Origin of the sequence: Streptomyces sp. NBC_00234, assembly GCF_036195325.1 — a bacterium.
Lineage (GTDB): Bacteria > Actinomycetota > Actinomycetes > Streptomycetales > Streptomycetaceae > Streptomyces.
The window spans coordinates 2,098,381-2,124,791 of the sequence record NZ_CP108101.1 but is presented as its reverse complement, the minus strand read 5'-3'; the positions used below and the strand labels follow the sequence as shown (position 1 = coordinate 2,124,791).

Sequence of the window (26,411 nt, the reverse complement as noted above, 5' to 3'; positions counted from 1 at the left end):
CCCGAATTCCTGGAAGAGGGTGGAACGCGTGGACCGTTGCGTCGTCCTGGTGGACGCCGGCTACCTGCTGGGCGCAGCCGCGAGCCTGCTGGCCGGAGAGCCCGCCCGTTCCCGCATCACCGTCGACCACGCGGCCCTGATCCAGGGCCTGCGCGAACGCGCGGAGGCGGACACGCAGCAGCCCCTGCTCCGGATCTACTGGTTCGACGGCGCCCCCGACCGCGTACCGCAGCCGGAACACCGCAGGCTCCGGGTGATGCCCCGCGTGACCGTTCGGCTGGGCGCCCTCACCCGCAGTGACGGCCGATGGGCGCAGAAGGGGGTCGACGCGGCGATGCACGCCGAGCTCACCGAGCTCGCCAGGAACCGCGCCTGCTCCGACGTGGTGCTCGTGACCGGCGACGGCGACCTGCTGCCGGGGCTGATGTCGGCCAAGGAACACGGGGTGGCCGTCCACCTCTGGGCCGTTCAGGCCGCCGACGGCGACTACAACCAGTCCGAGGACCTGGTCGCGGAGGCCGACGAGCGCCGGGTGCTGGACCGGGCCTGGATCACCAAGGCGGTACGGGCCAAGGAGATCGGCGGGATCTGCGCGCCGCCTCCCGTCCCGCGCCCCGAGATCGCCGCGATCCTCTCCGCGCCCCTCCCGGAAGCCGCGCTGGCGGCCTCCGCCGAACGGGCATCGGAGGCCCAGGCCGCCGCCGCCCGCAACGGCGCCTCGGCGCCGGCCGGCCAGGACACCGGCACCCAGCCCGCCCCCGGCCACCGGGGTGTCCCCACGCCCAAGGACCTGGCGAGCCTCCGCGGCCCCGGCAGCCAGGCGGCACAGCACCCCACTCCGCCGCCCGCACCCGCCAACGCCACGCTGCGCTGGTCCTCCGACAAGGGCTGGGTCGAGCGCGGCGGACCGCTCGGCGAGCCCGCCGAGACGGCCTCGCTGCCGACCCTGGCCCAGCTCACCAGCGCCGAACAGCGCTGGGCGGACCGGGAGGAGGACATCACGACCGTCGGCGGCGACCCGTTCGAGGTCGGCCAGGTCTTCGCCCGCCGGTGGATGGAGCGGCTGCCGGAGACCGTCCATCTCCAGAAGCTGTCGACCATGTACCCGCGGATCCCGCACCGGATCGACGGCGAGCTCCTGCGGTACGCGGCCCGGTTCGGTCTGCTCGCCCACAAGGACGACCAGATCGACGAACACGACCGGTACGCGATCAGAGCCGGATTCTGGCGCGAGATCGACGTCCGGGCCGCGGCGGAGCACGCGCCCGTCGCGGAGTAATGGCCGAAAGGGGCCATAGGCGGGCGGAGCGCCTCGCCGACGCGGGGCCGGCGGCGCGTCCGCTCGTGTCCGGCCGGTGTGACCCCGGGCGCAATCCGGGGCATCCGACCCCGTACCCTCGTACCTCGTGAGTACGGGCACAGCACAGGCACAGACCGGAACCGGGACCGTGTGCGCGGTGCGTGATCTGGTCAAGACCTATCCCGCCGTCCGCGGGCGCCGCGGCGCGGCGGCCACTCCCGAGGTGCGCGCCACCGACGGGATCTGCCTCGATGTCCGCGAGGGCGAGATCTTCGGCCTGCTCGGCCCCAACGGGGCGGGCAAATCCACCCTGGTGCGCCAGCTCACCGGACTGATGCGGCCCGACTCCGGCAGCGTGGAAGTGCTGGGCCACGACCTCGTGCGCCACCCCGAGCGGGCCTCCCGGCTGATCGGCTACCTCGGGCAGGAAAGCACCGCCCTCGACGAGCTGACCGTCTCCCTCGCCGCCGAGACCACCGGCCGGCTGCGCGGCCTCCGGGTCCGCGAGGCGCGCGCCGCGCGCGATGCCGTACTCGACGAACTCGGCCTGACCGAACTTGCCGGGCGCCCCCTGAAGAAGCTGTCCGGCGGCCAGCGGCGGCTCGCCTGCTTCGCCGCCACGCTCGTGGGGGAGCGTCCCGTCCTCGTCCTGGACGAACCCACGACCGGTATGGACCCCGTCGCCCGGCGCGCCGTATGGGCCGCCATCGACCGGCGCAGGGCCGAGCGGGGCGTCACGGTGCTGCTCGTCACCCACAACGTGATCGAGGCCGAGACGGTGCTCGACCGGGTCGCCGTACTCGAACGCGGCAAGGTCATCGCCTGCGACACCCCGCACGGGCTCAAGGAGCAGGTGGCGGGAGAGGTCCGGGTGGAACTGGTCTGGCGCGAGCGGGCCCCCCTGGACGTACCCGAGGTCGCGGCCCTGCGCGGGTCCGCCCAGGAGTCCGGGCGCCGCTGGGTGCTGCGGCTGGCGCCCGACGAGGCGCGGGCGGCGGTGGCCGCGGTGACCGGCGGTGCGGCGTTCGCCGCACTCGACGACTTCACGCTCGCCACGCCCAGCCTGGAGGACGTCTATCTGGCGCTCGGCGGGGACGCGGTCCGGGCGACCGAGGGGCTGGTGAAGGCGTGAACGTGTGCGTATCGAAGGGGAGCATCGCCAGGTGACGAGCATCGTGCGCGCGGAGGCGGCGACGGAGCCGGGGGCGGAAGCGGGGGCGGTGGCCGGACGGTTCGGTGCCGCGGCAGGCCCGCCCGACGCCTCCGCCGGGGCGCCGGCACCGCTGGCCCCGCGGGCCGGGCTGCTGCCCGCGCTCGCCGCCGTGTACCGCGCCCAGCTCTCGCGGGCCCGGGTCGCCCGGATCCCGCTGTTGTTCGTGGCGACCTTCCAGTCCGTCGGGATCATGGTCCTGATGCGCGGGGTCGTCGACGGGGGTTCCGAGGCTCGGGCCGTCGTCGCCGGGTCCAGCGTGCTGGTCGTGGCCTTCGTCGCGCTGAACCTGCTCGCCCAGTACTTCGGCCAGCTGCGGGCCAGTGGCGGACTCGACCACTACGCCACGCTGCCCGTACCGCCGGCCGCGGTGGTGCTGGGGGCGGCCGGGGCGTACGCGTCCTTCACCGTGCCCGGCACGGTCGTCACGGCCGTCACCGGCAGTGTGCTCTTCCAGCTCCCGATGACGCACCTGTGGGTGCTCGTCGCCGTGGTCCCGCTCTCCGGGGCCGCGCTGGCCGGTCTCGGGGCGGCGCTGGGGCTGCTGGCGCCGCGTCAGGAACTCGCGACGCTGCTCGGGCAGCTGGGCATGTCCGCGGCCCTGCTGCTGGGCGTGCTGCCGGCCGACCGGCTGCCCGGGCCGGTCGGGTGGGCGCGCGACCTGCTGCCCTCGACGTACGGCGTGGAGGCGCTCGCGCGGTCCTTCGACGCGCATCCCGACTGGCCGGTCATCGCTCTGGATCTCGCGGTGTGCGCCGTGGTGGGCGTGCTGTCGCTGGCCGTGGCGACGTGGGCGTACCGGCGGGCGGCGGTCCGCTAGCGGGTGCCGGGGTACGGCGCCGGCGGCGCGTTGCCGGGGCGTAATCGGTCCGGTGAGGCGCCGCACAGGGTCACCTGGCACGATGGCACGGTGACCGCACCTCTGACGCCGCCGCACCAGCCCTCGTCCAACGATCCGTGGCAGAAGCCGCCGTCGGGGTCGCACCCCTCACCCGGCCACGAGCCGGTGTACGGCAAGGACCTGTCCGCGGAGCTGCGGCAGGCCGCCGTGATCACCGCGGTGCTGACGGCGGCGGGCGTGGTGCTCGGGCTGCTCTGGCTGTGGCTGGCGCCCCGGGTGCCGCTGATCTCCGACGACACCGCGGTCTTCCTGAAGGACAGCGAGGGCGAGGAGGCCATCGGGGCGGACGGCACGTTCGTGCTGCTGGCGCTCGGCTTCGGGATCGTGTCCGCCCTCGCGGTGTTCCTCTACCGGCGCCTCGGGGGCATTCTGCTGGTGTCCGGGCTCGCGCTCGGCGGGCTGCTCGGTTCGCTGCTGGCCTGGGGCATCGGGGTCTGGTTCGGACCGTCCTCGGACGTGGTCGCGCGGGCCAAGGAGGTCGGCAAGGGGGTCGTCTTCGACGCGCCGCTGAAGCTGAACGCGGTGGGGGTCGTGCTGGCGTGGCCGATCGTGGCGATGCTGGTGCATCTGGGGCTGACGGCGTTGTTCGCGCCGCGGGATCCGGAGCCGGAGCCGGAGTGGGAGGGGTCTGCGGTGCCGGACGGGGGAGCGTCCTTGCCGGGGGCCGGGCAGTCGTAGTCCGTAGTTTTGGCTTGTAGCCCGTAGCCCGTAGCCCGCGGTGGGTGGGTGCGGGGTGCGGGGCGCCTGCGGCGGGCTTGTGCCCCTGCCCGCCCCTTCCCGAACCGGGGCTCCGCCCAGGCCCCGGTCCTCAAACGCCGGACGGGCTGAAGAGATGAGGTCCCCCGGCGTCAGTCCCGGCCGATCGGGGCGAAGACCGCGTTCGTCAGTGAGGCCAGGTCCGTGGCCGTCAGTTCGACCTCCAGGCCGCGGCGGCCCGCCGAGACGCAGATGGTCGGGTGGGTCCGTGCCGAGGCGTCCAGCACCGTGCGCAGGCGCTTGCGTTGGCCCAGGGGGGAGATTCCGCCGCGTACGTAGCCCGTCGTGCGCTCCGCGGCCACCGGGTCCGCCATCGTGGCCCGCTTGCCGCCGACCGCCGATGCCAGTGCCTTCAGGTCCAGGGAGCCGGCCACCGGGACGACCGCCACGGTCAGTTCGCCGTCCACGTCGGCGACCAGCGTCTTGAACACCCGGTCGGGGGAGACGCCGAGGGCCTCGGCCGCCTCCTCGCCGTAGGACGGGGAGGACGGATCGTGCTCGTAGGCGTGGACGGTGAAGGCGGTGCCCGCCGCGGTCAGGGCGACCGTGGCCGGGGTGCCGCCCTGCTGCTTCTTCGGCTTCTTCGCCACAGGGCCAGGTCCTCGGGTCAGTTGGGGTGCGTGGGAGCCCGGGTCAGTTCCACCGCGGGCAGCGACGGGAGATGCCGGATGACCGCGGTCTCCTGCCGCAGGAGGGCCAGCTCCTCGCGCAGGCGCGTCGCGGTGTCCGGGGCCTGGAGCAGACGCTGCTTCGACGGGATGTCGAGTACGGCCGCGGCGGCCACCAGGTACGAGACCACCGACGGGTCGTCAGGAAGGTCGGCCCCGGTGGTCAGTGAACGTTCGCTGGCCCCCGCGAGCCGCTTCTGGTAGCTGCGGAAGGCGCGCAGGACGCCCTCGGCGAGCGCGCCGGCCTCGTCGGCCCCGCCGGTCCCGGAGGCATCGTCGGCCTCCGGTTCCTCGCTCAGCTCTTCGACCTCGGCGGTCAGATAGGGGCCGCTCGCGTCGACGGAGAGCAGCTTGACCCGGACCGTGCCGGTGGCCAGGATCTCGAAGCTCCCGTCGGCGCGCTCACGGATCTTCGCGGCGTCCGCGACGCAGCCGACCCGGTGGAAGGACTGGATCGGGTCGGGGCCGAAGCCGTCGGCCGGTGCGCGGTCGACGGGGACGGCGGCGGCGAGGCTGTCCGGCATCCCGGTGGAGGTCGGAGCGATCTCGCGGCCGTCGCGGATCGCGACCACGACGAAGCGGCGCGGTTCGTCCTCGTCGGTCTGCAGCAACTCGCGCATCATGGCGCGATAACGCGCCTCGAAGACGTTGAGCGGCAGCACCAGGCCGGGGAACAGCACCGCGTTGAGCGGGAAGAGGGGGAGGCGAGCGGTGGTCACAACGGTCAAGCGTAATGGCCGCGCGGGCGGCTGCGGCCGTCCCGGTTGCGCAAGGGGGTCAGGGAGGCCACCTGGAGCCGTGCGCCGTCCCTCGCGTCGAGGAACTGACCGAGCGGATCGTCGGACACCGAGGACCACGGGAACGAGGTCGCCTGCGGTCCGATCAGCCGGAACTGTTCCAGCGCCTCGTCCCAGCGCCCGCGTACGACGAGGACGTACGCCAGGAGGTTGCGCACCTCGGCCGGCCAGGGGTCGCCGGGCCGGTACGCACCGGAGAGCGTGATCGCGAGATCGGCCGCGGCGTCGATCCGGTCCACCTGCACCGGGTTGGTCCGTGCCGCGAGCTTCGAGTCGAGCAGCAGGGCGAACGCCGCCCGTACCGGCAACGCCTGCACCAGGGAGTCGGGCAGGGCGTCCTCGGCCGCCTGCTCGGCGAAGTCGAAGCACTCGCGGTGCGAGCCGTACCAGGCGGCGGAGAGGTACTGGAGCGCCGCGACGTGGCAGCCGTAGTGGTGCGGGGACCGCCGTATGGCCTGCTCCCACAGGGCCTCGAAGGCGGTGTGCGTGGCATGCGTACCGCGGGCGTGGTCCAGGGCGAGCCGCCAGGGCACCGGGTCGCCCGGCTGGGCCTCGGCCGCCGCCGAGATGAGCGGACCCACCTCGCGCAGCCGCTCGGCGCGGGCGGGCGACTCCCAGGCGCGGTGGACGGCGAGGCCGGCCTTGACGAGCAGTGCGTCCGGGTCGCGCGGGGCGGCGGTCAGCCAGTCGGCGAGCCAGCCGTCGCGGCTGTGCGCGAAGGTGACGAGGCGGGCGAGGCACCGGTCGCGGGTCTCCCACTCGGCGCCCTCCCTGGTGGCGGCGAGGAGTTCGGCGGCGGGTTCGTACGCACCGAGGGCGGCGGCCACCAGGGCGGGGGAGAGCCGTTCGTCGGGTGCGTCGAGCAGCACAGCGTCATCCGCGGGCAGTCCGGCGGACAGCTCGGGGCTGTGCCGGATCATGCGCGTGGTGCTGAGCAGAGCGCGAAGGAATGACATGGTGCAGACCATTGAAAAGCGCTGGTGAGGGGCGCGCCAGAGGGGTGAGGTGAAGCTTCTGTGCCGAGTCGGAGGGTTGCCCTGACGAGGGTCAAGAAAAGGCAAAGGAAATATCGGATTCTGGCTTGAAACCGCCCTTCGGTTGCCCGTTCCCGCCCCCCGTCCGGAACGCGGACAGCCCCTGTGGCAAAGGCCGTTGCGGTGTCCGGCGGCTTCGGGCCGTCATCCGCGGCGCAGCAGCCGTGAGGCGCCGGCCGCGACCGTCGTGGCCAGTATCCAGCCCAGCAGGACGAGAGCCGCCCCGACCCACTGCCAGCCGCCCTCCAGTCGCCAGTAACCGTCCTGCCCGAGGTTGATCACCGGCACCAGCAGATCGAGCGCGTACAGGGCGGCGTTCCACTCCGGATGCTCGTCCTGCTTGATCGCCTCGGGGTCGTAGCGGGAGAACGCCACCGCGCCCGCCGCCCACAGCACGGCCATCCACACGGCCGCCCGCCCCGGCCGGTAGCCGTACGCCACCGTCCAGTCCTGGAGGTACCCCCACAGCCTTGCGGCGGGCGGCAGCGTCTCCCGGCGCCGGCGCTGCTTGGCGAGCAGCACCTCGCGGGCGTCCGCGTCCTCGCCGCAGCCGCGCAGCACGGTGGCGAGCCGCTCGTACGGCTCGGGGACGTACTCCGGAGTCGCCGCGAGCACCCACTCCAGCCTCCGGGAGAGCGGGAAGTGCCCGTACGGGACGAGGTTCTCGTAGACAAAGCCGCCCATCGCCAGGCCGCCCGGGCCCGGCCAGCTGCTCGACACGTCGATCAGCGTGACGACCTTCGCCCCGTTCAGCACGACCCGGCCCTCCTCCGGGCGCTCCGCGTTGAACCGGAGCTCCGGGGTGACGATCCTGCGCAGCGACAGCTCCTCGTGCCGGGCCAGCACGAACCGCGCCTTGTGCAGGTCCACCGCGTCCCCGAACCTGCCGTCGTCGAGCCGCACCCCGCCCCGGCACTCGAAGACCTGGGAGCGGGTGCCGCGCGCCGGCGTGGCCGAGGAGCGCGTGATGCCGTACGGGGGAGTGGTGCCCTGGTTCCCGGTGTCGACGCTCACCCATGCCTCGGTCATGTACAGCGTGCGTTCGACGGTCAGCTGCGGGGCGTTGAGCGCCCGCCGCCCCTCCGTGCCCCGCAGTCTGCTGCCGCGCAGGCTGAGTGAGCCGCCGACCTTCGCGCCGCGCAGGCTCAGCTCGCCGCGTGTCTCGACCATCTCGGCCTGCAGGTCCTGGGCCACCGCGAGACCGTCGGCGGTCAGGGCGCGGCCCCGCCGGTCGGGGCCGATGCTGATCTGGTTGATCAGCAGGTCCGTCCCGATCTGGGCGTCCGTGAGCCGGATACCTCCCTCGATCCGGCAGCGCGGCAGATGGAGATCGCCCTCGGTGTGCAGCCGGGCCGCCTCCAGCCGCGGAATCGAGCAGCCGACCATCCGCAGGGTCGTGAAGTGGCACTCGGGCAGCACCACCTCCTGCTCGAAACGGCAGCCCGTCAGCTCGACGTACGGGGAGACGCGCCCGCCCGCCAGGTCCAGCCGCCCCGTGATCCGTACGCCCCGGAGCTTCAGCGCCGCCACCCGGCCGTGCCGTGCCTGCGGCCCGCTCAGCAGCAGCCTGGCCACCGTCCGGGCGCCGACACTCCGCTCGGGTCCCCAGATGTGCGCCGCGAACGGATCGTCGCGCACCGGGTCGCGGGTGCGCAGGTCGTAGGTGGTGCCGTTCCGGAAGGACTGCCACATGCCCAGCTCCGCTGCGCTGAGGCCGTCCGGGATATCGCCATCCTGCGGCTCGGTCACTGCCGTCCCCTCTGTGCAGATGCCGTACACATGTTCTTCCCCCTGTGTGACGGCGTGAACGCTAGTAGTCAGCAGTGACAGCCGGGGCATGTATCAGCCAGTGATACGGGCGTCCGGGCGCCGGAAGCGGTCTGAGAGAATTGCGGTGTGATCTCTCGAATCGATCTGCGCGGCAATGCCCTCCCCGAGGGCGGCGACCTGCGCGACCTGCTGCCCCGTGCCGAGTTCGACGTGGAAGCCGCCCTGGAAACGGTGCGGCCCATCTGCGAGGACGTACGCCATCGCGGCTCAGCGGCAGTGATCGAGTGGGGGGAGAAATTCGACGGCGTACGCCTCGACTCGATCCGGGTCCCGGCCGCCGCCCTCGACGAGGCGCTGGAGCAGCTCGACCCCGCCGTACGCGCCGCGCTGGAGGAGTCGATCCGCCGCGCCCGCCTCGTCCACCGCGCGCAGCGCCGCACCACGCACACCACCCAGGTCGTCCCGGGCGGCACGGTCACCGAGAAGTGGGTGCCCGTCGAGCGCGTCGGTCTGTACGTACCGGGCGGGCGCTCCGTCTACCCCTCGTCCGTCGTCATGAACGTCGTACCGGCCCAGGAGGCGGGCGTCGAAGGCATCGCCGTCTCCTCGCCGCCGCAGAAGGAGTTCGGCGGACTGCCGCACCCCACCATCCTCGCCGCCTGCGCCCTGCTCGGCGTCCGAGAGGTGTACGCGGCGGGCGGCGCCCAGGCCGTCGCGATGTTCGCGTACGGGACGGCCGACTGCCTGCCCGTGAACCTGGTCACCGGCCCCGGCAACATCTACGTCGCCGCGGCCAAGCGCCTCCTCAAGGGCCGCATCGGCATCGACGCCGAAGCCGGCCCGACGGAGATCGCGATCCTCGCCGACGCGACCGCCGACCCGGTGCACGTCGCCGCCGACCTGATCAGCCAGGCCGAGCACGACCCCATGGCCGCGGCGGTCCTCGTCACCGACTCCGAGGAACTGGCCGCCGCCACCGAGGCCGAGCTGAAGCCGCAGATCGCGGCGACCAAGCACGTCACGGACCGGATCGAGCCCGCCCTGGCCGGCCGTCAGTCCGCGATCGTCCTGGTCAACGACCTGGAGGACGGTCTCAAGGTCGTCGACGCCTACGCCGCCGAGCACCTGGAGATCCAGACCGCGGACGCCGCCGCCCTCGCGGACCGGGTCCGCAACGCCGGAGCGGTCTTCGTCGGCCCGTGGTCGCCGGTCTCCCTCGGGGACTACTGCGCGGGCTCCAACCACGTCCTGCCCACCGGCGGCTGCGCCTGCCACTCCTCGGGCCTCTCCGTGCAGTCCTTCCTGCGCGGCATCCACATCGTCGACTACACGCGCGACGCGCTCGCCGAGGTCACGCACCACGTGGTGACCCTCGCCGAGGCCGAGGACCTCCCCGCGCACGGCGCGGCGCTCAAGGCACGTTTCGCCGAAGGCGAACTCGACGAACACCGTGGCTGGAAGGTTCCGCAGGCGTGACGAACGACAGCACCACCCGCAATCCCTGGGACGCGCTCCCCATCCGCGAGGAGCTCCGGGGCCAGTCCCCCTACGGGGCGCCGCAGCTCGACGTACCCGTACGCCTGAACACCAACGAGAATCCGTACCCGCTCCCCGAGGCGCTGGTCGACCGGATCGCCGAGCGGGTCCGCGAAGCCGCCCGCGACCTCAACCGCTACCCCGACCGGGACGCCGTCGAGCTCCGTACCGAGCTCGCCCGCTACCTCACCCGCACCGCCGGACACGAGGTCGGCTGCGCCAACGTCTGGGCGGCCAACGGGTCCAACGAGGTGCTCCAGCAGCTCCTCCAGACCTTCGGCGGCCCGGGGCGCACGGCGATCGGTTTCGAACCCTCGTACTCGATGCACGCGCTCATCTCGCGCGGCACCGGCACGGGGTGGATCTCCGGGCCGCGCAACGAGGACTTCACCATCGACGTCGCGGCGGCCCGCAAGGTCATCGCCGAGCAGCGGCCCGACGTCGTCTTCATCACCTCGCCCAACAACCCCACCGGCACCGCCGTCGACGCCGAGACCGTCCTCGACCTGTACGAGGCGGCACAGGCGGCCAAGCCGTCGATGGTCGTCGTCGACGAGGCGTACGGCGAGTTCAGCCACCACCCCTCGCTGCTCCCGCTGATCGAGGGCCGCCCGCACCTGGTGCTCTCGCGCACCATGTCGAAGGCGTTCGGCGCCGCCGGACTGCGCCTCGGCTACCTCGCCGCGGACCCGGCCGTCGTCGACGCCGTACAGCTGGTGCGGCTGCCGTACCACTTGTCCTCCATCACCCAGGCCACCGCACTCGCCGCCCTGGAACACACCGATACGCTGCTCGGGTACGTCGCGCAGCTCAAGAGCGAGCGCGACCGGATCGTCGACGAGCTGCGCGCCCTCGGCTTCGACGTGACCGACTCGGACGCCAACTTCGTCCAGTTCGGCCGCTTCGCCGACAGCCACACCGCCTGGCGGCAGATCCTCGACCGGGGCGTCCTGGTCCGGGACAACGGTGTACCGGGATGGCTGCGGGTCTCCGCAGGAACCCCGGACGAGAACGACGCGTTCCTCGATGCGGTGCGCACGCTTGTCACTGAGAACGCCAAGAAGGAGCACGAGGCATGAACCCCCGCGTAGGACGCGTGGAACGCACCACGAAGGAAACGTCCGTGCTCGTCGAGATCAACCTCGACGGCACCGGCAAAGTCGATGTGTCGACGGGGGTCGGCTTCTACGACCACATGCTCGACCAGCTCGGCCGCCACGGCCTCTTCGACCTCACGGTCAAGACCGACGGCGACCTGCACATCGACTCGCACCACACCATCGAGGACACCGCCCTCGCGCTCGGCGCCGCCTTCAAGCAGGCCCTCGGCGACAAGGTCGGCATCTACCGCTTCGGCAACTGCACCGTCCCCCTGGACGAGTCGCTCGCCCAGGTCACCGTCGACCTCTCCGGCCGCCCGTACCTGGTGCACACCGAGCCCGAGAAGATGGCGCCGATGATCGGCGAGTACGACACGACGATGACCCGGCACATCCTGGAGTCCTTCGTCGCCCAGGCGCAGATCGCCCTGCACGTCCACGTGCCGTACGGGCGCAACGCCCACCACATCGTGGAGTGCCAGTTCAAGGCGCTCGCCCGCGCCCTGCGCTACGCCTCCGAGCGCGACACGCGCGCCGCCGGAATCCTTCCTTCCACGAAGGGCGCGCTGTGACCGGGCTCAATACCATTCTGATCATCGTCGGCCTCTTCCTGGCCGGCGGTGTCTATTCCTTCTGGAAGCAGGGCATGCCCAAGGGCGTCGTCGTCCTGCTCGGGATCGGCTCCGCGATGTGCCTGCTCGCGGGCATTCTGCGGATTCAGGGACTCTGGGACTGAGGGACGTCTGTGAGTGACAAGAAGAAGGTCGTCGTCTTCGACTACGGCTTCGGCAACGTGCGTTCCGCCGAGCGGGCCCTCGCCCACGTCGGCGCGGACGTCGAGATCACCCGCGACTTCGACACGGCGATGAACGCCGACGGGCTGCTGGTGCCCGGCGTCGGAGCGTTCTCCGCCTGCATGGAGGGCCTGAAGAAGGCCCGCGGCGAATGGATCATCGGCCGCAGGCTGGCCGGCGGACGCCCCGTCATGGGCATCTGCGTCGGCATGCAGATCCTGTTCGAGCGCGGCATCGAGCACGGCGTGGAGACGGAGGGCCTGGACGAGTGGCCCGGCACCGTCGGCCCGCTCCGCGCCGACGTCGTCCCGCACATGGGCTGGAACACCGTGGACGCTCCCGCGGACTCCCAGCTCTTCGCAGGTATGGACCCCGAGGCCCGCTACTACTTCGTGCACTCGTACGCGGCGCACGACTGGTCCCTCGAAGTCACCAACGCCAAGATCCGTGCCCCCAGGGTGACCTGGTCCACGCACGGCGAACGCTTCGTGGCGGCCGTGGAGAACGGCGCGCTGTGGGCCACCCAGTTCCACCCCGAGAAGTCCGGCGATGCCGGCGCCCAGCTGCTGACCAACTGGATCGAGACGCTGTAATGCCGAAGCTTGAACTGCTCCCCGCCGTCGATGTCCGCGACGGCCAGGCCGTCCGCCTCGTCCACGGCGAGTCCGGCTCCGAGACCTCGTACGGTGACCCCCTGCAGGCCGCCCTCACCTGGCAGCAGGCGGGCGCCGAGTGGCTGCACCTGGTGGACCTGGACGCCGCCTTCGGCACCGGTGACAACCGGGCGCAGATCGCCGAGGTCGCCCGCTCCATGGACATCAAGGTGGAGCTCTCCGGAGGCATCCGCGACGACGCCTCGCTCGCCGCGGCCCTCGCCACCGGCTGCACTCGCGTCAACCTCGGCACCGCCGCCCTGGAGACCCCGGAGTGGGTCGCCAAGGTGATCGCCGAGCACGGCGACAAGATCGCCGTCGGCCTCGACGTCCGCGGCACCACCCTGCGCGGTCGCGGCTGGACCCGTGACGGCGGAGACCTCTACGAGACGCTCGCCCGCCTCGACTCCGAGGGCTGCGCCCGCTACGTCGTCACCGACATCGCCAAGGACGGCACGCTCCAGGGCCCCAACCTGGAGCTCCTGAAGAACGTCTGCGCCGCCACCGACAAGCCCGTCGTCGCCTCCGGGGGCGTCTCCTCGCTGGACGACCTGCGGGCGATCTCCTCGCTCGTCGCGGAAGGCGTCGAGGGCGCGATCGTCGGCAAGGCCCTCTACGCGAAGGCGTTCACGCTGGAAGAGGCGCTCAAGGCGGTCTCCGCATGACGGACGCCGTACGCCGTATCTCCTCCGGCGCCCCCTGGGAGGAGAAGTTCGGCTACTCCCGTGCCGTGGAGCTGCCGGGCGGCCTCGTCCTGGTCAGCGGCTGCACCTCGGTGGTCAAGGGCCAGATCTCGGCGGGCAGCCCGTACGAGCAGACCGTCGCCTCCTTCAACGTGGCCTTCGAGGCGCTGGAGCAGGCCGGCCTCGGCCGCGAGGACGTCGTCCGCACCCGGATGTACATCACGCACGCCCGGGACGTCGAGGACGTGGGCCGTGCCCACAAGGAACTGTTCGACGACGTACGGCCCGCCGCCTCGATGATCATCGTGTCCGGGTTCGTCGACCCGAGCCTGGTCGTCGAGGTCGAGGTCGAGGCATTCCGGGCAGGTGCGAAGTGAGCCTCGCGGTCCGAGTCATTCCGTGCCTGGACGTCGACAACGGCCGGGTCGTCAAGGGCGTCAACTTCCAGAACCTGCGGGACGCCGGTGACCCGGTGGAGATGGCGAAGCTGTACGACGCCGAGGGCGCCGACGAGCTGACCTTCCTCGACATCACCGCGTCCAGCGGTGACCGGGAGACGACGTACGACGTGGTGCGCCGCACCGCCGAGCAGGTCTTCATCCCGCTCACGGTCGGCGGCGGTGTCCGCACCCCCGACGACGTCGACAAGCTGCTGCGCGCCGGGGCCGACAAGGTCGGCGTCAACACCGCGGCCATCGCCCGGCCCGACCTGATCCGCGAGATCGCCGAACGCTTCGGGCGCCAGGTCCTCGTGCTCTCGGTCGACGCCCGGCGCACCCCCGCGGGGACCTTCGAGGTGACGACGCACGGTGGCCGCAAGGGCACCGGCATCGACGCCGTCGAGTGGGCGCACCGGGCCGCCGAGCTCGGTGCGGGCGAGATCCTGCTCAACTCGATGGACGCCGACGGCACGAAGGACGGCTACGACACCGAGATGATCGCGGCCGTACGCGCGCACGTCACGGTCCCCGTCATCGCCTCCGGTGGCGCCGGCCGCCTCGCGGACTTCGCTCCGGCCATCGAAGCGGGCGCCGACGCGGTGCTCGCCGCGTCCGTCTTCCACTTCGGTGACCTGCGGATCTCCGAGGTCAAGGACGCTCTGCGGGAAGCCGGTCACCCGGTCCGCTGAGGTCTCGCCCCGGACGGGGCGGGCGGGACCCGGTCGCGAAGACCGGTGATCTCGCCGATGTGCGCGCACGGGGTGCACCGCGAGAGTGGCGACCGCCAACGAACAACGGCGGCAGCCACGCGGTGTACCCCGAGAGCCTTGGGCGAGGCTCTCGGTCCCCATCACGGTGTGGTTCCGCCACGACCGAGAGGACCCCCCTCGTGCACCAGCTCCTCCCCTTCGGCGGTACCTCCCCGCGCGGTCACCGGACGACCCAGGGCCGCACCCGCACGTTCAGGACCCTGCTGGCCGCCGCCGCCACCGCAGGTCTGTTCACCGCGCTGGTCCCCGGCGCCCAGGCCGCCGACAACCCCTACCAGCGCGGTCCCGCGCCGACCGTTTCGAGCATCGAGGCGCTCCGCGGCTCGTACGCCGTGTCGGAGACCTCCGTCTCCTCGCTGGTGGGCGGCTTCGGCGGCGGCACCATCTACTACCCGACGTCCACCGCGGACGGCACCTTCGGCGCGATCGCCGTCGCACCCGGCTTCACCGCCTACCAGTCCAGCATGGCCTGGCTCGGCCCGCGGCTCGCCTCCCAGGGCTTCGTCGTCTTCACCATCGACACCAACACGACGCTGGACCAGCCGGACAGCCGTGGCGACCAACTCCTGGCCGCACTCGACTACCTGACGAACCAGAGCTCGGTCCGCAGCCGGATCGACAGCTCGCGCCTCGGCGTGATGGGCCACTCCATGGGCGGTGGCGGCACCCTGGAAGCCGCCAAGGACCGTCCCTCGCTGAAGGCGGCGATCCCGCTGACCGGCTGGAACACCGACAAGACCTGGCCCGAGGTGCGGACGCCCACCCTGGTGGTCGGATCGGACGGTGACACCGTCGCACCGGTCGCCACGCACTCCGAGCCGTTCTACAACTCGCTGCCCAGCACCCTGGACAAGGCGTATCTGGAGCTGCGCGGCGCCACGCACTTCACGCCGAACTCCTCCAACACCACGATCGCGAAGTACAGCATTTCGTGGCTGAAGCGGTTCATCGACAACGACACCCGGTACGAGCAGTTCCTCTGCCCGCTGCCGCAGGCGAGTCTGACGATCGCCGAGTACCGGGGCAACTGCCCCCACACCTCCTAGCGGACGGGAGACGGGCCGGACCGGTGCCCCCCGGTCCGGCCCGTTCGTATGCCTGATGCGGCGGGCGCTGTGCGGTGGCACAGCGCCCGCCGCATCCGGTTGGGAGCGTGCCCCGCACGCGGCCGTCCCGGCGGAGCATCCGGATGCGCACCTTCCGAGGTTGTTTACGCGGAAGTAACGTGACGGCGTGACCTCATCCACGACCGTGCACAGTCCGCTCCGGCTGTACGGCCGCAGCGGTGAACTCGCCATTCTGGAAAGCCTGTTGGGCAGACTTCGGGCGGGTGACGGCGGTGCGCTCGTACTGACCGCACCGCCCGGCCTCGGCCGTACCTCGCTGCTGCGGCGGACGGCCGAGACCCACCGCGCACGCGAGCAGGGACCGGTGCTGTACGCGACGGGGGAGCCCGTCGAGCAACGGCTGCCCTACAGCGGACTGCACGCCCTGCTCTGCTCGGCCCCCGGTGTCCTTCCCGCCCAGGCCGACCAGGTGCTGCGTTCGGGCATCACCCCGGGGAGCCTGCTCGCCCTCCTGAGGGGCCTCGGCGCCCAACGGCCGCTGCTGGTCTGCGTCGACGACGCGCACGCCTGGGACCCCGACTCGCGTGCCGCGCTCGGCTTCGCGGCCCGCAGGCTCGGTGCGGGCAGCCGGGTCGCCGTCGTCATCGGTGCCGAGGACGAGGCCAGTTTCGCCGGGCTGCCGGCACTCCGGCTCGGCCCGCTCGACGACGACGCCGCGGCGGCGCTGCTCGACCGGCTCACCGACGGGGCCGGAGGCGTCGACCCGGTCGTACGGAGCGAACTGCTGCGGGAAGCGGCGGGCAACCCGCGCCTGCTCGCCGGACTCGCCGGCCGCCTCACCCCCGACCAGCTGGCCGGGCGCACCGCGCTGCCCTATCCGCTGCCCGGTGGCGAAGGCGTCCTCGACGCCCACGCGGCCCACCTCGACGCCCTCGCACCCGACACCCGGACCCTCCTCCTGCTGGCCGCGGCGGCGGAGGAACACGAACCCGAAGGCGCGGGGGCGGACGCCGCGCTGCTGATGCGGGCGGGCGCCGGGGCCGGACTCGCCACCGGCTTCCTCGACCACGTTCTGCTGGGCCCCGCCGGGATCGCCGGCGTCCTCCAACGGACGGGCAGCCGCCTGCACTTCAGTCACCCCCTGCTGCGCCGGGCCGTCCTGCACCGCGCACCGCCGGCCGGACGCCGTGCCGTGCACGAACTGCTTGCCACCCTGCTGGCCGGCCCCTGTGCGTCACCGCTGGCCCCGCTCGTCCAGCGGGCCTGCGCCGCGCCCGGCCCCGACGCGGCACTCGCCGGACAACTCGCCGCGGCGGCCGTCGCGCCCCGCCCGCACGCCGAACGGTCCGCCGCACTCGCCCGGGCCGCCACACTCTCCACCGACGAGACACTGCGCGCCGCACGGTTCGCCGCCGCGGCCGAACACGCCCGGCTCGCGGGCGACTCGGCCCGCGCCCGCGCCTTGCTGGCCCGCACCGACGCGGGCGCGGCGGCCGGCCGCCCCTCCCCGTACGGCGCGGCCCGCGGGAGCGGCACCCTTCCCGCCGGCAGCCTCGCCGCCTACGTACGCGGGATGCTCGCCCTGCGCGACGGGCCGGCCGCCGACGCCCGCGAAGCCCTCATCGCCTCGGCCGCGCTGCTCGCCGCGCACGACCCGCGCCGCACCCTCGACGCCCTGCTCGGCGCCGCCGAAGCGGCCTGGGCGATGGGGGACGCCGCCGCCTACCTGGACGCCATGAACAGGATTCCCGACGCCCCGCCCGACCGGGCCGTGGCGCACTACCGTGCCGGGATGTGCGCCGTGCTCGGCGGACGTACCGCCGAGGGCCACGCCCTCCTCCAGGTCTGCCTCGACGCCGCCGAAGCCACCGAGGACCCGGCCGCCCTCCTGCGGGCCGGGGTCTCGGCCCTGGTGCTGGGCGAGGTCGAGGAGGCGTGCCGGGCCGGTGCCCGCACCCTCGCCGCCGTCCGCACGCGCGGGCCCGAGGCACTGCTGCCGCAGGCACTGGAACACCTCGCCTACGCGGAACTGCGGTCCGGCCGCCACGCCAGGGCCCGGGCGCACGCCCTGGAGGGCCTGCACGCCGCCCGCCGCACCGGGCAGCCCAACGCCTCCGCGCATCTGCACGCCGTACTGGCCCTCGCCGCCTCGGTGGAGGGCCCCGCCGAGGCGTGCGCCGCCCACTGCGACGCCGCGCTGGCCGGCGCCGGGCCCCACGGCCTGGTCCAGGCGGCGACCCTCGCGACGTGGGCCGTCGCCCGCGCCGACCTGGCCGCCGGGCGGCCGGGCGAAGCGGCGGCCCGGCTCGCTCCCCTGGTCGGCCCGGGGCCCCGGACCGGCCACTTCGCCACCCGGATGCTGGCCGTGCCGTGCTACGTCGAGGCGGCGGTGCTCTCGGGCCGTGCGGACGAATCGCCGGACGCCCTCGCCGCGGCCGTCGAGGAGTTCGCGCTCTGGACCGAGCGCACCACCGACCCGCAGGCCCCCGCCCAGCTCGCCCGCTGCCGCGCCCTGCTGGCGCCCCCGGAGGAGGCCGCCGCCCGTTACGAGGAGGCGATGGCCCACCACGACCGGGCGGGCGGCGACTTCGAACGCGCCCGTACCCAGCTCCTCCACGGCCAGTGGCTGCGGCGCCGCCGGCAGACCCGTGCGGCCCGGGGCCCCCTGCGCGACGCCCTGGTCGCGTTCGAACGGTGCTCGGCCCGCGCCTGGGCGGACCGTGCCGCCGGAGAACTCCGTGCGGCCGGGGAGGCGGTGGACGTACCGGAGGCGACCGGCCCCGAGCCGCTGGCCGGGCTCACCCCGCAGCAGCAGCGGATCGCCCGGTACGTCTCGGAGGGGGCCACGAACCGGGAGGTGGCGGTACGTCTCTCGGTGAGCCCCCGCACGGTCGACCACCATCTGCGCAACGTCTTCGCCGCCCTGGGCGTCAGGTCCCGCACCGAGCTCGCGAGGCTGCTGGGCCGCGCATAGCCGGGGCGAAGTCGGGTCCCCGGCACGCGCATGTGTCCGGGAGGTTGCAGGACCGTGATGATAAGAACTCCGCAGACCCCTAGGTACCGACTGGGCGGTATGCCATTCTGCGGGCGTCAGGATCATTCGGTGTGCTCGTGCCCAAGGCCGGGCCGGGTGCACCGGAGCCGGTCTGTCCACGAGCCGGCCGATTCCCGGTGGAGGCCGCCATGCCACAGGTCGTACGTTCACGGATCAGGGCGCTGCACGGACCGCCCCCCGTAGCGCCGTTGCCGCACCGCTTCCGTTCGCTGGCCGACCGCGAGGCCATCGCCGCACTGCACCGGGCCGCCCGGGTGCTGATCGCCGGGCTCCCGGAGCTCACGGACCGGCTCGTCGAGGCGCTGCGGGAACAGGAACCGGCGTACCGCACGGCCATCGAGAACGAACCGGCCGAGGTGTGGCAGGAGGTGCACCACTCGCTGCGGCACAACGTCGGCTCCCTGATCCAGCCCCGCGAGTTCCGGGAGGCCGCCCACCGGACCTCCCGGTGGATCGGCGAGGCCCGCGCCAAGCAGGGCGTGCCGCTCGACGCGGTGCTGCACGCCTTCCGGATGGGCGGTGCGATGGTCTGGCAGGACCTCGTCGACGAGACCGCCCGCCGCAATCCCGAGGACATCCGGCTGCTCGTCCATGTCGCGGCCGACGTCTGGAACTTCGTCGACGAACACTGCGGTGTGGTGGCGGACGCCTACCGGCAGGCCGAACGCCGTCTGGTCTGGCGGCGCGAGAACCAGCAGCGCCTGATGACGGCCGCGCTGCTCGACGGCACGGCCCGGATCGCGGATCTGGCGGACGCAGCGGCGATGCTGGGGATGCCGGTGGACGGCCGGTACGCGGTGCTCGCCGTCGCTGCCGCACGCCGCGCCCCGCACGGCGCGGGCGAGCAGCCCGTGGGGCTGCCCGCCGGCACGGACGTGCTCTGGCACCCGGGCCAGGAAGCGGAGTTCGCGATCCTGGCGCTGGCTCCGGGGCCCGCCGCCCCGGAGGCCGGCGACCACGGCCAGCCGGAGGTCGAGGGCGCGGCCCCGGCCGGCGAGGAGGAACTCGCCTCGATCGCGGCGGAGTTGACCGCGGCGCCGGGCACCCGTATCGGCATCAGCTCCGTGGTCGGCGGTCTCGCCGCCCTCGGTGACGCCCGCCGGCTCGCCGAGACCGCCCTGCGGGCCTGCCCCTCGTCGGGCGGTGTCGTCCTGCTCGACGAGCATCTGCCGACCGCGCTCGTCGTCTCGTCCCCGGGCCTCGGCAGGGCGCTCGCCGACCGGGTGCTGGGGCCGCTCGACCGCCTCGACCCGGCGGACCGCGACGTACTGATCGAGACGCTCACCGCCTGGCTGGACTCCGACGGGTCGGCGCAGCGTGCGGGGGCGCGGCTGTACTGCCACCGCAACACGGTGCTCAACCGGCTGCGGCGCTTCGAGCAGCTGACGGGCCGGTGCCTGACCCGCCCGTCCGACGCGGTGGAAGTGTCCCTGGCCCTGGCGGCCCGCCGCCTGCTCGGAGCCTGAGGGCCGGGGGCGGAGCTCCGCCCCCGGCCCCCTCAGGTACTCGACCGCCAACCGGGCTTGCCCCGCCGCCCGCGGGCGCCCCGACCGCCGTACCGCCACCCGCATGTGCCCGCGCACAGACCTCCCCCCGGCATCCTGTCCCCGCGCCCCCGCCCGGCGTCGGCCGCTGTACCCCGTGCGGGCCGGCTGGTGCCGTAACGGCTATGTCTTCATCCACACCAGCACCTCCGGCGCCGGAGGCCCACCGATGAGCGGTGCGTACGACGCCCGGTCCCTCGCCGTGGTCATCTTTCTCGGATTCGTCGCCGTCTCCCTGCTCCTGTGCGGACTGGCCGCCGCCGACCAGGACGATCCGGAGCACTTCTACGCGGGCGGCGGCGCGGCCCTCGGCCCCGTGGGCGGCGGGCTCGCCATCGCCGGGGACTACATCTCCGCCGCCACCCTGCTCTCCACGACCGGCTCCGTCGCGCTCGCCGGATTCGACGGAGTGCTGTTCGCCCTCGCCACCGTCGCCTCCCTGGTCCTCGTCATGCGGGTACTCGCCGAACGGATGCGCCGCAAAGGCGTGTTCACCCTCGGCGACTTCCTCGCCGACCGGCTCGGGGACCGCTCCGTGCGCCGGGCCCTGGGCGTCACCACCCTCGTCGTCCTCGTGCCGCTCCTGCTCGTGCAGCTCACCACGGCCGGGCACGTCATGACCGCGATGTTCGGGCTGCCCGACGGCGCGCTCACCGGCTGCACCGTCGCCAGCGGCGCCCTGATGATCTGCTACTCGGCGTTCGGCGGCATGCGCGGCACCGGCTACATCCAGATCCTGAAGGTGGGCGTCGTCCTGGCCGCCGTCACCCTCCTCGCCGGGCTCGTCCTCGCCCGGTACGGCTGGTCCCCGTTCGCCCTCTTCGAGGCCGCACGGAACGGCAGCGAACAGGGCGGCGCGTACGCCCGCCCGGGGCTCCAGTTCGGCCACGGGCTCGCCGGCAGCCTCGATCTCATCGGCTTCCAGTGCACGCTCGTCCTCGGCGCCGCCTGCATGCCGCACATCATGATGCGGCTGTATCCCCTGCGCGACGCCTACACCGCGCGCCGTGCCGCCGTCTGGTCCGTGGGCCCGGTCGCCCTCCTGTGCGCAGGGATCGTCGTCGTCGGGCTCGGCGCCTCGGCCCTGCTCGGCCAGGGCGTCCTGCGCGCCGCCGACCCGGCCGGCAACACCTCCCTGCTGCTCGTCACCGGCGCACTCGACCCGGGCGCCGAAGGGCCCCGGCACAGCCCGCTGTTCGCCCTCGTCGCCTGTGCCGCCTTCGCCACCACGCTCGCCGCCGTCGCCGGCATCACCCTGGCCGCCGCCTCGTCCCTCGCCCGTGACTTCGCGGTGCGGTCCGGTGCGCAGGGCGCCGGGAAGGCGTCCCGCAGGGAGATCCGAGGGGCCCGCTGGACCGTCGTCGCGATCGGCGCACTCGGCGTCCTGGTGTCCGCGTACACCCAGGACCGCAACCCGCAGGTGCTGCTGTCGCTCTCCTTCGCCGCAGCGGCCTCGATCCTGCCGCCCGTACTGCTGTACGCCCTCTTCCGGCCGGGATTCACCGCCCGCGGCGTGCGCTGGATCGTCTACGGGACGCTGCCGCTGATCCTCGTCCTGATGACGCTGTCACCCGCCGTCTCCGGGACCCCCGTCGCCCTCTTCCCGGACCGGGACTTCCACTGGTTCCCGCTCCAGACTCCGGGACTGCTCACGATCCCCGCCGGGTTCCTGCTCGGGCTGCTGGGCTCACGGAGACCCGATCCGGTCGCCCCGCGGCACCGCTGGGAGGCGGCGGCGCGCTGACGCCGAACATCGCGCAACAAAACTTGCGCAATAAATATTGTGCAAATTTTCCTTCCTGTCTACGCTGGGGGGCATGGCAAGCAAGGAATCCCGCCGTGTCTCGGACATCGACACGCTCAAGGCGTTCGGGCACCCGCTGCGGATGAAGCTCTACCGCGCGCTGTTCATCACCCGCCGCGCGACCGCCTCGCAACTGGCCGAGCAGGTCGACGAGGCGGTCTCGCTGGTCAGTTACCACCTGCGCAAGCTCGCGGACCACGGTCTGATCGAGCCGGCCGAGGGGGAGGGGAACGACGGCCGCGAGCGCTGGTGGCAGCCCGCGTCGAAGGGGCTGAAGTTCTACGACGAGGACTTCAGCGACGCGCCGGAGAAGGCCGCCACCCACGCCGCCGTCGGTCGGCTCGCGTTCGATCAGCACATCGAGCTCTACCGCGGCTACCTCGACGCGCGTCAGAGTTGGTCCCCGGAGTGGCGCAGCGCCGCCTCCAGCTCCGAATACCTGACCAGGCTCACTGCCGACGAGCTGGCCGCTCTCACCCGCGAGATGCAGGAAGTGATCGACCGTTACGAGGAGTTGGGCCGCTCCCGGGATGCGGAGGGCGACGCGGAGGGCCGGGAGAACGTGGCTCTCCATCTGTACGGATTCCCGTTCCGCACCTGAGCCCGCACCCGAGAGAGGACACCTCGTGACCGGCATAATCGCGCCCGCCCGGACCATCGAACGCCCCGCCCACCGCGACGGCAACGTGCTGCGCTGGCTCGGCGCGTACACCGCTTCGATGATCGGCGACAGCGTCTACTTCATGGCGCTCGCCTGGGCCGCCACCCGTACCGGAAGCGCCGCCCAGACCGGACTCGTGCTCGCGCTCGGTTCCTTACCCAGGGCGGTCCTGATGCTCGGCGGGGGAGTGCTCGCCGACCGGTTCGGACCCCGCCGCCTCGTCATCGGCAGCGACGCAGCCCGCTCCCTCGTCGTCCTCGGCCTCGCCGGCGCACTGCTCTTCACCTCGCCCGCACTGTGGATGCTGATCGTCGTCGCACTCGTCTTCGGCGCGGTCGACGCCCTCTTCCTGCCCGCTGTCGGCGCTCTGCCGCCGAGGATCAGTGTCCCGGGGCAACTGGCCCGCATCCAGGGCCTGCGCGGACTCGCCGCCCGTGCGGCCAACGTCGTCGGGGCCCCGCTCGGCGGCGCGGCTATCGCTCTCGGTGGCCCCCGGCTCGGGTTCGCGGCAGCCGGGGTGCTCTTCGCGCTCTCGCTCCCGCTGCTCATCGCCGTACGCATCCGCCCGCTGCAGGAAGAGAGCGGCCCCGAGCCCGAAGACGCCGCCTCACGGCCGCCCGCCACGGTCTGGCAGGAGCTGGCCGACGGGCTGCGCCACATCCGCCGCAACCGGCTGCTCGGCGCGCTGCTGCTCGTCGTCGCCATCAGTGAACTCGGCTTCGTCGGCCCCCTCAACCTCGGGCTCATCCTGCTCGCCGAACAGCGTGGCTGGGGCGCGTCGGGGATGGGCTGGATCGTCGCCGGGTTCGGGACCGGCGCCGGAGCGGCTGCCCTGCTCCTCGCCGTACGGGGGAGGGTGCCCCGCGCCGGACTCGTGGGATGCCTCATGGTGGTGATCGCATCGGTCGCGATCGGCGCACTCGCCTTCGCCCCGTCGGTTGCCATGGCAACCGCCACCGGAGTCCTCGTCGGCCTCTTCGCCGGTCTGGCCGGCTCGCTGTGCGCGGCTCTCATCCAGACCGCCGCCGAGCCTGCCTACCTGGGCAGGGTCACCTCGGTCTCGACGTTCTTCACCAACGCGGTCTCGCCGCTCAGCTACCCCGTCACGGGGGCGGCCGTGGCCGCCTGGGGCACCGGACCCGTCTTCGTGGCCAGCGCCGCGCTCTGCGCGGCGGGAGGCGTCACCGGCCTGGCCGTCACCGTCCTGCGCCGCGCCGAACTCCCGGACTGAGACCGGGAGCCCGGCGAGCCCGCCCGTACGCCCTACATGCCGAGCTGCGACAGCTGCAGCCTGGCCACGATGTCCTCGTCGCCCTCCAGCCCCACCTTCGCCGTGTCCTGACGCCCGCACACGAACATCAGCAGCTCGCCCGGTTCCCCAGTGACCGTCACCACCGGGGACCCCTTGTGGGCCACCGCCGTCTGGCCGTCCGGGCGGCGCAGCACCAGTCCGACCGGGGACCGGCGGCCCAGCATCCTGGCCGTTCGCTCGATGCGCGACCACAGCACATCGGCGAAGACCGGGTCCAGCTCGCGCGGCGACCAGTCCGGCTGGGCCCGGCGCACGTCCTCGGCGTGTACATAGAACTCGACGGTGTTGGCCGCCTCGTCCACCTGCTTGATGCCGAACGGGGACAGCCGCGGGGGACCCGTTCGGATGAGCTGGATCAGTTCCTCGTACGGCTTCGCCGCGTATTCGGCCTGCACCCGTTCCAGCCGGTTCTTGAGCGCACCCACCAGAACTCCGCCCGCAGCGTCCGGGCGGCGCTCCCGCACCACCACATGGGCGGCCAGGTCACGGGTCTTCCAGCCGTCGCACAGAGTCATCGCCTCGGGGCCCGCCGCCTCCAACAGGTCGGCGAGCAGTAGACGTTCACGCTTCGCATGGGTCGACATGTCTGCCAGGGTACGACCGGGCCCGGTGGTCCGCCCAGTGGACGGACGCCCGGACGGCCGTCCCCATCACGGCACAATGGGGCACATGACCAGCACGCCCACGCCCGGCACGACACCCGCCAGCAGCCTCGACCCCGCCATCGCCGCCCGCCTCAAGCGCGGCGCCGACGGACTGGTCCCGGCCATCGCCCAGCAGTACGACACGGGCGAGGTACTGATGCTCGGCTGGATGGACGACGAGGCCCTGCACCGCACCCTCACCACGGGCCGCTGCACCTACTGGTCCCGCAGCCGCCAGGAGTACTGGGTGAAGGGCGACACCTCCGGCCACATCCAGCAGGTCAAGTCCGTCGCGCTCGACTGCGACGCCGACACCGTCCTCGTCCGGGTGGATCAGACGGGCGCCGCCTGCCACACGGGCGACCGCACCTGCTTCGACGCCGACGTCCTCCCTCTCGCCCAGTAAGGTCACCGGCCATGGATCTTGAGACCTTCCGCAAGCTGGCCGTCGACCGGCGCGTCATCCCCGTCAGCCGCAGGCTCCTCGCGGACGGCGACACCCCGGTCGGGCTCTACCGCAAGCTCGCGGCCGAACGCACCGGCACCTTCCTCCTCGAGTCCGCGGAGAACGGCCGGACCTGGTCCCGCTACTCCTTCATCGGCGTCCGCAGTGACGCCACGCTGACCTCTCGCGACGGGCAGGCCCACTGGCTCGGCACCCCGCCCGTCGGCGTCCCCGCCGACGGGGACCCGCTGCAGGCCCTGCGCGCCACCATCGAGACCCTGCACACCCCGCGCGACCTGGCCGTCGACGAGAAGCTCCCGCCCTTCACCGGCGGCATGGTCGGCTACCTCGGCTACGACGTCGTGCGCCGGCTGGAGCGGATCGAGGAGCACGGCGGCGACGACCTGAAGCTCCCCGAGCTCACCATGCTGCTCACCTCGGACCTCGCCGTCCTCGACCACTGGGACGGCACGGTCCTCCTGATCGCCAACGCGATCAACCACAACGACCTGCAGACCGGCGCCGACGAGGCGTACAACGACGCCGTGACCAGGCTCGACGCCATGGAGCAGGACCTGCGCCGGCCCGTCGAGAACGCCCCCGCCGCGCTGCCGCCCTCCGAGCTGCCGCCGTACACCGCCCTGTGGGGCGGCAAGGCGTACCAGGACGCCGTCGACGACATCAAGGAACGCATCAGGGCGGGCGAAGCCTTCCAGGTGGTGCCCTCCCAGCGCTTCGAGACGCCGTGCACCGCGAGCGCCCTGGACGTCTACCGGGTGCTGCGCGCCACCAACCCCTCGCCGTACATGTACCTCTTCCGCTTCGACGGCTTCGACGTCGTCGGTTCCAGCCCCGAAGCCCTGGTCAAGGTCGAGGACGGGCGGGCCATGGTCCACCCCATCGCCGGCACCCGGCACCGCGGCGCCACCCCGCAGGAGGACCAGGCCCTCGCCGACGAGCTCCTCGCGGACCCGAAGGAGCGCGCCGAGCACCTGATGCTCGTCGACCTCGGCCGCAACGACCTGGGGCGGGTCTGCGAACCCGGCAGCGTCGAGGTCGTGGACTTCATGTCGGTCGAGCGGTACTCGCACGTGATGCACATCGTCTCCACCGTCACCGGCCGCGTCGCCGAGGACCGCACCGCGTTCGACGTCCTCACCGCCTGCTTCCCCGCGGGCACCCTCTCCGGGGCGCCCAAGCCGCGCGCGATGCAGATCATCGAGGACCTGGAACCGACCCGGCGCGGTCTGTACGGAGGATGCGTCGGCTATCTCGACTTCGCCGGCGACTCCGACACCGCGATCGCCATCCGCACCGCGCTGCTCCGCGACGGCACCGCGTACGTCCAGGCCGGAGCGGGTGTCGTCGCCGATTCCGACCCGGTCGCCGAGGACACCGAGTGCCGCAACAAGGCCGCCGCGGTCCTCCGCGCGGTCCATACGGCCAACCGCCTCCACGAGCGATGAG

At 73.0% G+C, this 26,411-nt stretch carries 25 protein-coding genes; 20 read left to right on the top strand and 5 right to left on the bottom strand.

Features of this window, described 5'->3' with window-relative positions; genetic code table 11:
- Nucleotides 1-19 precede the first annotated feature (19 nt).
- The 4 genes from OG230_RS09230 (at nucleotide 20) to OG230_RS09215 (ending at nucleotide 4,089) form a co-directional block, all read left to right on the top strand.
- The gene (locus tag OG230_RS09230; protein WP_328909657.1) at nucleotides 20-1,279 is read left to right on the top strand and encodes an NYN domain-containing protein; all 1,260 of its coding nucleotides are present in this window, start codon (nucleotides 20-22) and stop codon (nucleotides 1,277-1,279) included.
- 169 nt (nucleotides 1,280-1,448) lie between these two features.
- Entirely contained in the window at nucleotides 1,449-2,432 is a 984-nt protein-coding gene (locus tag OG230_RS09225) for an ABC transporter ATP-binding protein (protein WP_328911354.1), read from the top strand.
- Nucleotides 2,433-2,520: 88 nt separating this feature from the next.
- Complete coding sequence (locus OG230_RS09220) at nucleotides 2,521-3,330, top strand: ABC transporter permease (protein WP_328911353.1); 810 nt, start codon at nucleotides 2,521-2,523, stop codon at nucleotides 3,328-3,330.
- A 90-nt stretch (nucleotides 3,331-3,420) separates the two neighbouring features.
- On the top strand, nucleotides 3,421-4,089 hold the full coding sequence (locus tag OG230_RS09215) for an ABC transporter permease (RefSeq protein WP_328909656.1): 669 nt from the start codon (nucleotides 3,421-3,423) through the stop codon (nucleotides 4,087-4,089).
- Nucleotides 4,090-4,259: 170 nt separating this feature from the next.
- Here the strand turns inward: OG230_RS09215 and ybaK are convergent, their stop codons facing one another.
- From ybaK to OG230_RS09195, 4 genes are all read right to left on the bottom strand, one after another.
- Nucleotides 4,260-4,757 (bottom strand): Cys-tRNA(Pro) deacylase, encoded by a 498-nt coding sequence (gene ybaK / locus OG230_RS09210; protein ID WP_328909655.1) that lies wholly within the window; start codon nucleotides 4,755-4,757, stop codon nucleotides 4,260-4,262.
- 17 nt (nucleotides 4,758-4,774) lie between these two features.
- Nucleotides 4,775-5,554 (bottom strand): LON peptidase substrate-binding domain-containing protein, encoded by a 780-nt coding sequence (locus tag OG230_RS09205; protein ID WP_328909654.1) that lies wholly within the window; start codon nucleotides 5,552-5,554, stop codon nucleotides 4,775-4,777.
- A 5-nt stretch (nucleotides 5,555-5,559) separates the two neighbouring features.
- Entirely contained in the window at nucleotides 5,560-6,600 is a 1,041-nt protein-coding gene (locus OG230_RS09200) for a hypothetical protein (RefSeq protein WP_328909653.1), read from the bottom strand.
- Nucleotides 6,601-6,810: 210 nt separating this feature from the next.
- A complete protein-coding gene (locus tag OG230_RS09195) occupies nucleotides 6,811-8,415 on the bottom strand; it encodes an oxidoreductase (RefSeq protein WP_328909652.1) in 1,605 nt (534 codons plus the stop codon).
- Between the two features lie 147 nt (nucleotides 8,416-8,562).
- On the opposite strand from OG230_RS09195, the gene hisD reads away from it, so the two are divergent.
- The 14 genes from hisD (at nucleotide 8,563) to OG230_RS09125 (ending at nucleotide 23,774) form a co-directional block, all read left to right on the top strand.
- Nucleotides 8,563-9,912 (top strand): histidinol dehydrogenase, encoded by a 1,350-nt coding sequence (hisD, locus tag OG230_RS09190; protein WP_328909651.1) that lies wholly within the window; start codon nucleotides 8,563-8,565, stop codon nucleotides 9,910-9,912.
- Nucleotides 9,909-11,051, top strand: coding sequence for a histidinol-phosphate transaminase (locus tag OG230_RS09185; protein WP_328909650.1), 1,143 nt, complete (start codon nucleotides 9,909-9,911; stop codon nucleotides 11,049-11,051). Before hisD ends, OG230_RS09185 begins: the two co-directional genes overlap by 4 nt.
- Complete coding sequence (gene hisB / locus OG230_RS09180; RefSeq protein WP_328909649.1) at nucleotides 11,048-11,644, top strand: imidazoleglycerol-phosphate dehydratase HisB; 597 nt, start codon at nucleotides 11,048-11,050, stop codon at nucleotides 11,642-11,644. The genes OG230_RS09185 and hisB overlap by 4 nt, the downstream gene beginning before the upstream one ends.
- Nucleotides 11,641-11,808, top strand: coding sequence for a hypothetical protein (locus OG230_RS09175; RefSeq protein ID WP_328909648.1), 168 nt, complete (start codon nucleotides 11,641-11,643; stop codon nucleotides 11,806-11,808). The genes hisB and OG230_RS09175 overlap by 4 nt, the downstream gene beginning before the upstream one ends.
- Nucleotides 11,809-11,817: 9 nt before the next feature.
- Nucleotides 11,818-12,459 (top strand): imidazole glycerol phosphate synthase subunit HisH, encoded by a 642-nt coding sequence (hisH, locus tag OG230_RS09170; protein ID WP_328909647.1) that lies wholly within the window; start codon nucleotides 11,818-11,820, stop codon nucleotides 12,457-12,459.
- Nucleotides 12,459-13,184, top strand: a complete 726-nt coding sequence (gene priA / locus OG230_RS09165; RefSeq protein WP_328909646.1) for a bifunctional 1-(5-phosphoribosyl)-5-((5-phosphoribosylamino)methylideneamino)imidazole-4-carboxamide isomerase/phosphoribosylanthranilate isomerase PriA — start codon at nucleotides 12,459-12,461, stop codon at nucleotides 13,182-13,184. Before hisH ends, priA begins: the two co-directional genes overlap by 1 nt.
- Nucleotides 13,181-13,579 (top strand): RidA family protein, encoded by a 399-nt coding sequence (locus OG230_RS09160; RefSeq protein WP_328909645.1) that lies wholly within the window; start codon nucleotides 13,181-13,183, stop codon nucleotides 13,577-13,579. Before priA ends, OG230_RS09160 begins: the two co-directional genes overlap by 4 nt.
- A complete protein-coding gene (gene hisF / locus OG230_RS09155; RefSeq protein WP_328909644.1) occupies nucleotides 13,576-14,331 on the top strand; it encodes an imidazole glycerol phosphate synthase subunit HisF in 756 nt (251 codons plus the stop codon). The genes OG230_RS09160 and hisF overlap by 4 nt, the downstream gene beginning before the upstream one ends.
- 200 nt (nucleotides 14,332-14,531) lie before the next feature.
- A complete protein-coding gene (bdeA, locus tag OG230_RS09150) occupies nucleotides 14,532-15,458 on the top strand; it encodes a bis(hydroxyethyl) terephthalate hydrolase (RefSeq protein ID WP_328909643.1) in 927 nt (308 codons plus the stop codon).
- A 187-nt stretch (nucleotides 15,459-15,645) separates the two neighbouring features.
- Nucleotides 15,646-18,453: an AAA family ATPase gene (locus OG230_RS09145; protein ID WP_443051518.1), complete on the top strand. Its 2,808-nt coding sequence runs from the start codon at nucleotides 15,646-15,648 to the stop codon at nucleotides 18,451-18,453.
- 209 nt (nucleotides 18,454-18,662) lie between these two features.
- A complete protein-coding gene (locus OG230_RS09140; protein WP_328909642.1) occupies nucleotides 18,663-20,000 on the top strand; it encodes a PucR family transcriptional regulator in 1,338 nt (445 codons plus the stop codon).
- 247 nt (nucleotides 20,001-20,247) lie between these two features.
- Nucleotides 20,248-21,822, top strand: coding sequence for a sodium/solute symporter (locus tag OG230_RS09135; protein WP_328909641.1), 1,575 nt, complete (start codon nucleotides 20,248-20,250; stop codon nucleotides 21,820-21,822).
- A 73-nt stretch (nucleotides 21,823-21,895) separates the two neighbouring features.
- Nucleotides 21,896-22,483, top strand: a complete 588-nt coding sequence (locus OG230_RS09130) for a helix-turn-helix domain-containing protein (protein ID WP_328909640.1) — start codon at nucleotides 21,896-21,898, stop codon at nucleotides 22,481-22,483.
- 25 nt (nucleotides 22,484-22,508) lie between these two features.
- Entirely contained in the window at nucleotides 22,509-23,774 is a 1,266-nt protein-coding gene (locus tag OG230_RS09125; RefSeq protein ID WP_328909639.1) for an MFS transporter, read from the top strand.
- A gap of 32 nt (nucleotides 23,775-23,806) precedes the next feature.
- On the opposite strand, the gene OG230_RS09120 is transcribed toward OG230_RS09125, so the two are convergent.
- Nucleotides 23,807-24,439, bottom strand: a complete 633-nt coding sequence (locus tag OG230_RS09120) for a TIGR03085 family metal-binding protein (RefSeq protein WP_328909638.1) — start codon at nucleotides 24,437-24,439, stop codon at nucleotides 23,807-23,809.
- A gap of 85 nt (nucleotides 24,440-24,524) precedes the next feature.
- Here OG230_RS09120 and hisI point away from each other — a divergent pair, with 85 nt between their 5' ends.
- Complete coding sequence (gene hisI, locus OG230_RS09115; protein ID WP_328909637.1) at nucleotides 24,525-24,905, top strand: phosphoribosyl-AMP cyclohydrolase; 381 nt, start codon at nucleotides 24,525-24,527, stop codon at nucleotides 24,903-24,905.
- 11 nt (nucleotides 24,906-24,916) lie between these two features.
- Nucleotides 24,917-26,410 (top strand): anthranilate synthase component I, encoded by a 1,494-nt coding sequence (locus OG230_RS09110; protein WP_328909636.1) that lies wholly within the window; start codon nucleotides 24,917-24,919, stop codon nucleotides 26,408-26,410.
- The last annotated feature ends 1 nt before the right edge of the window (nucleotide 26,411 follow it).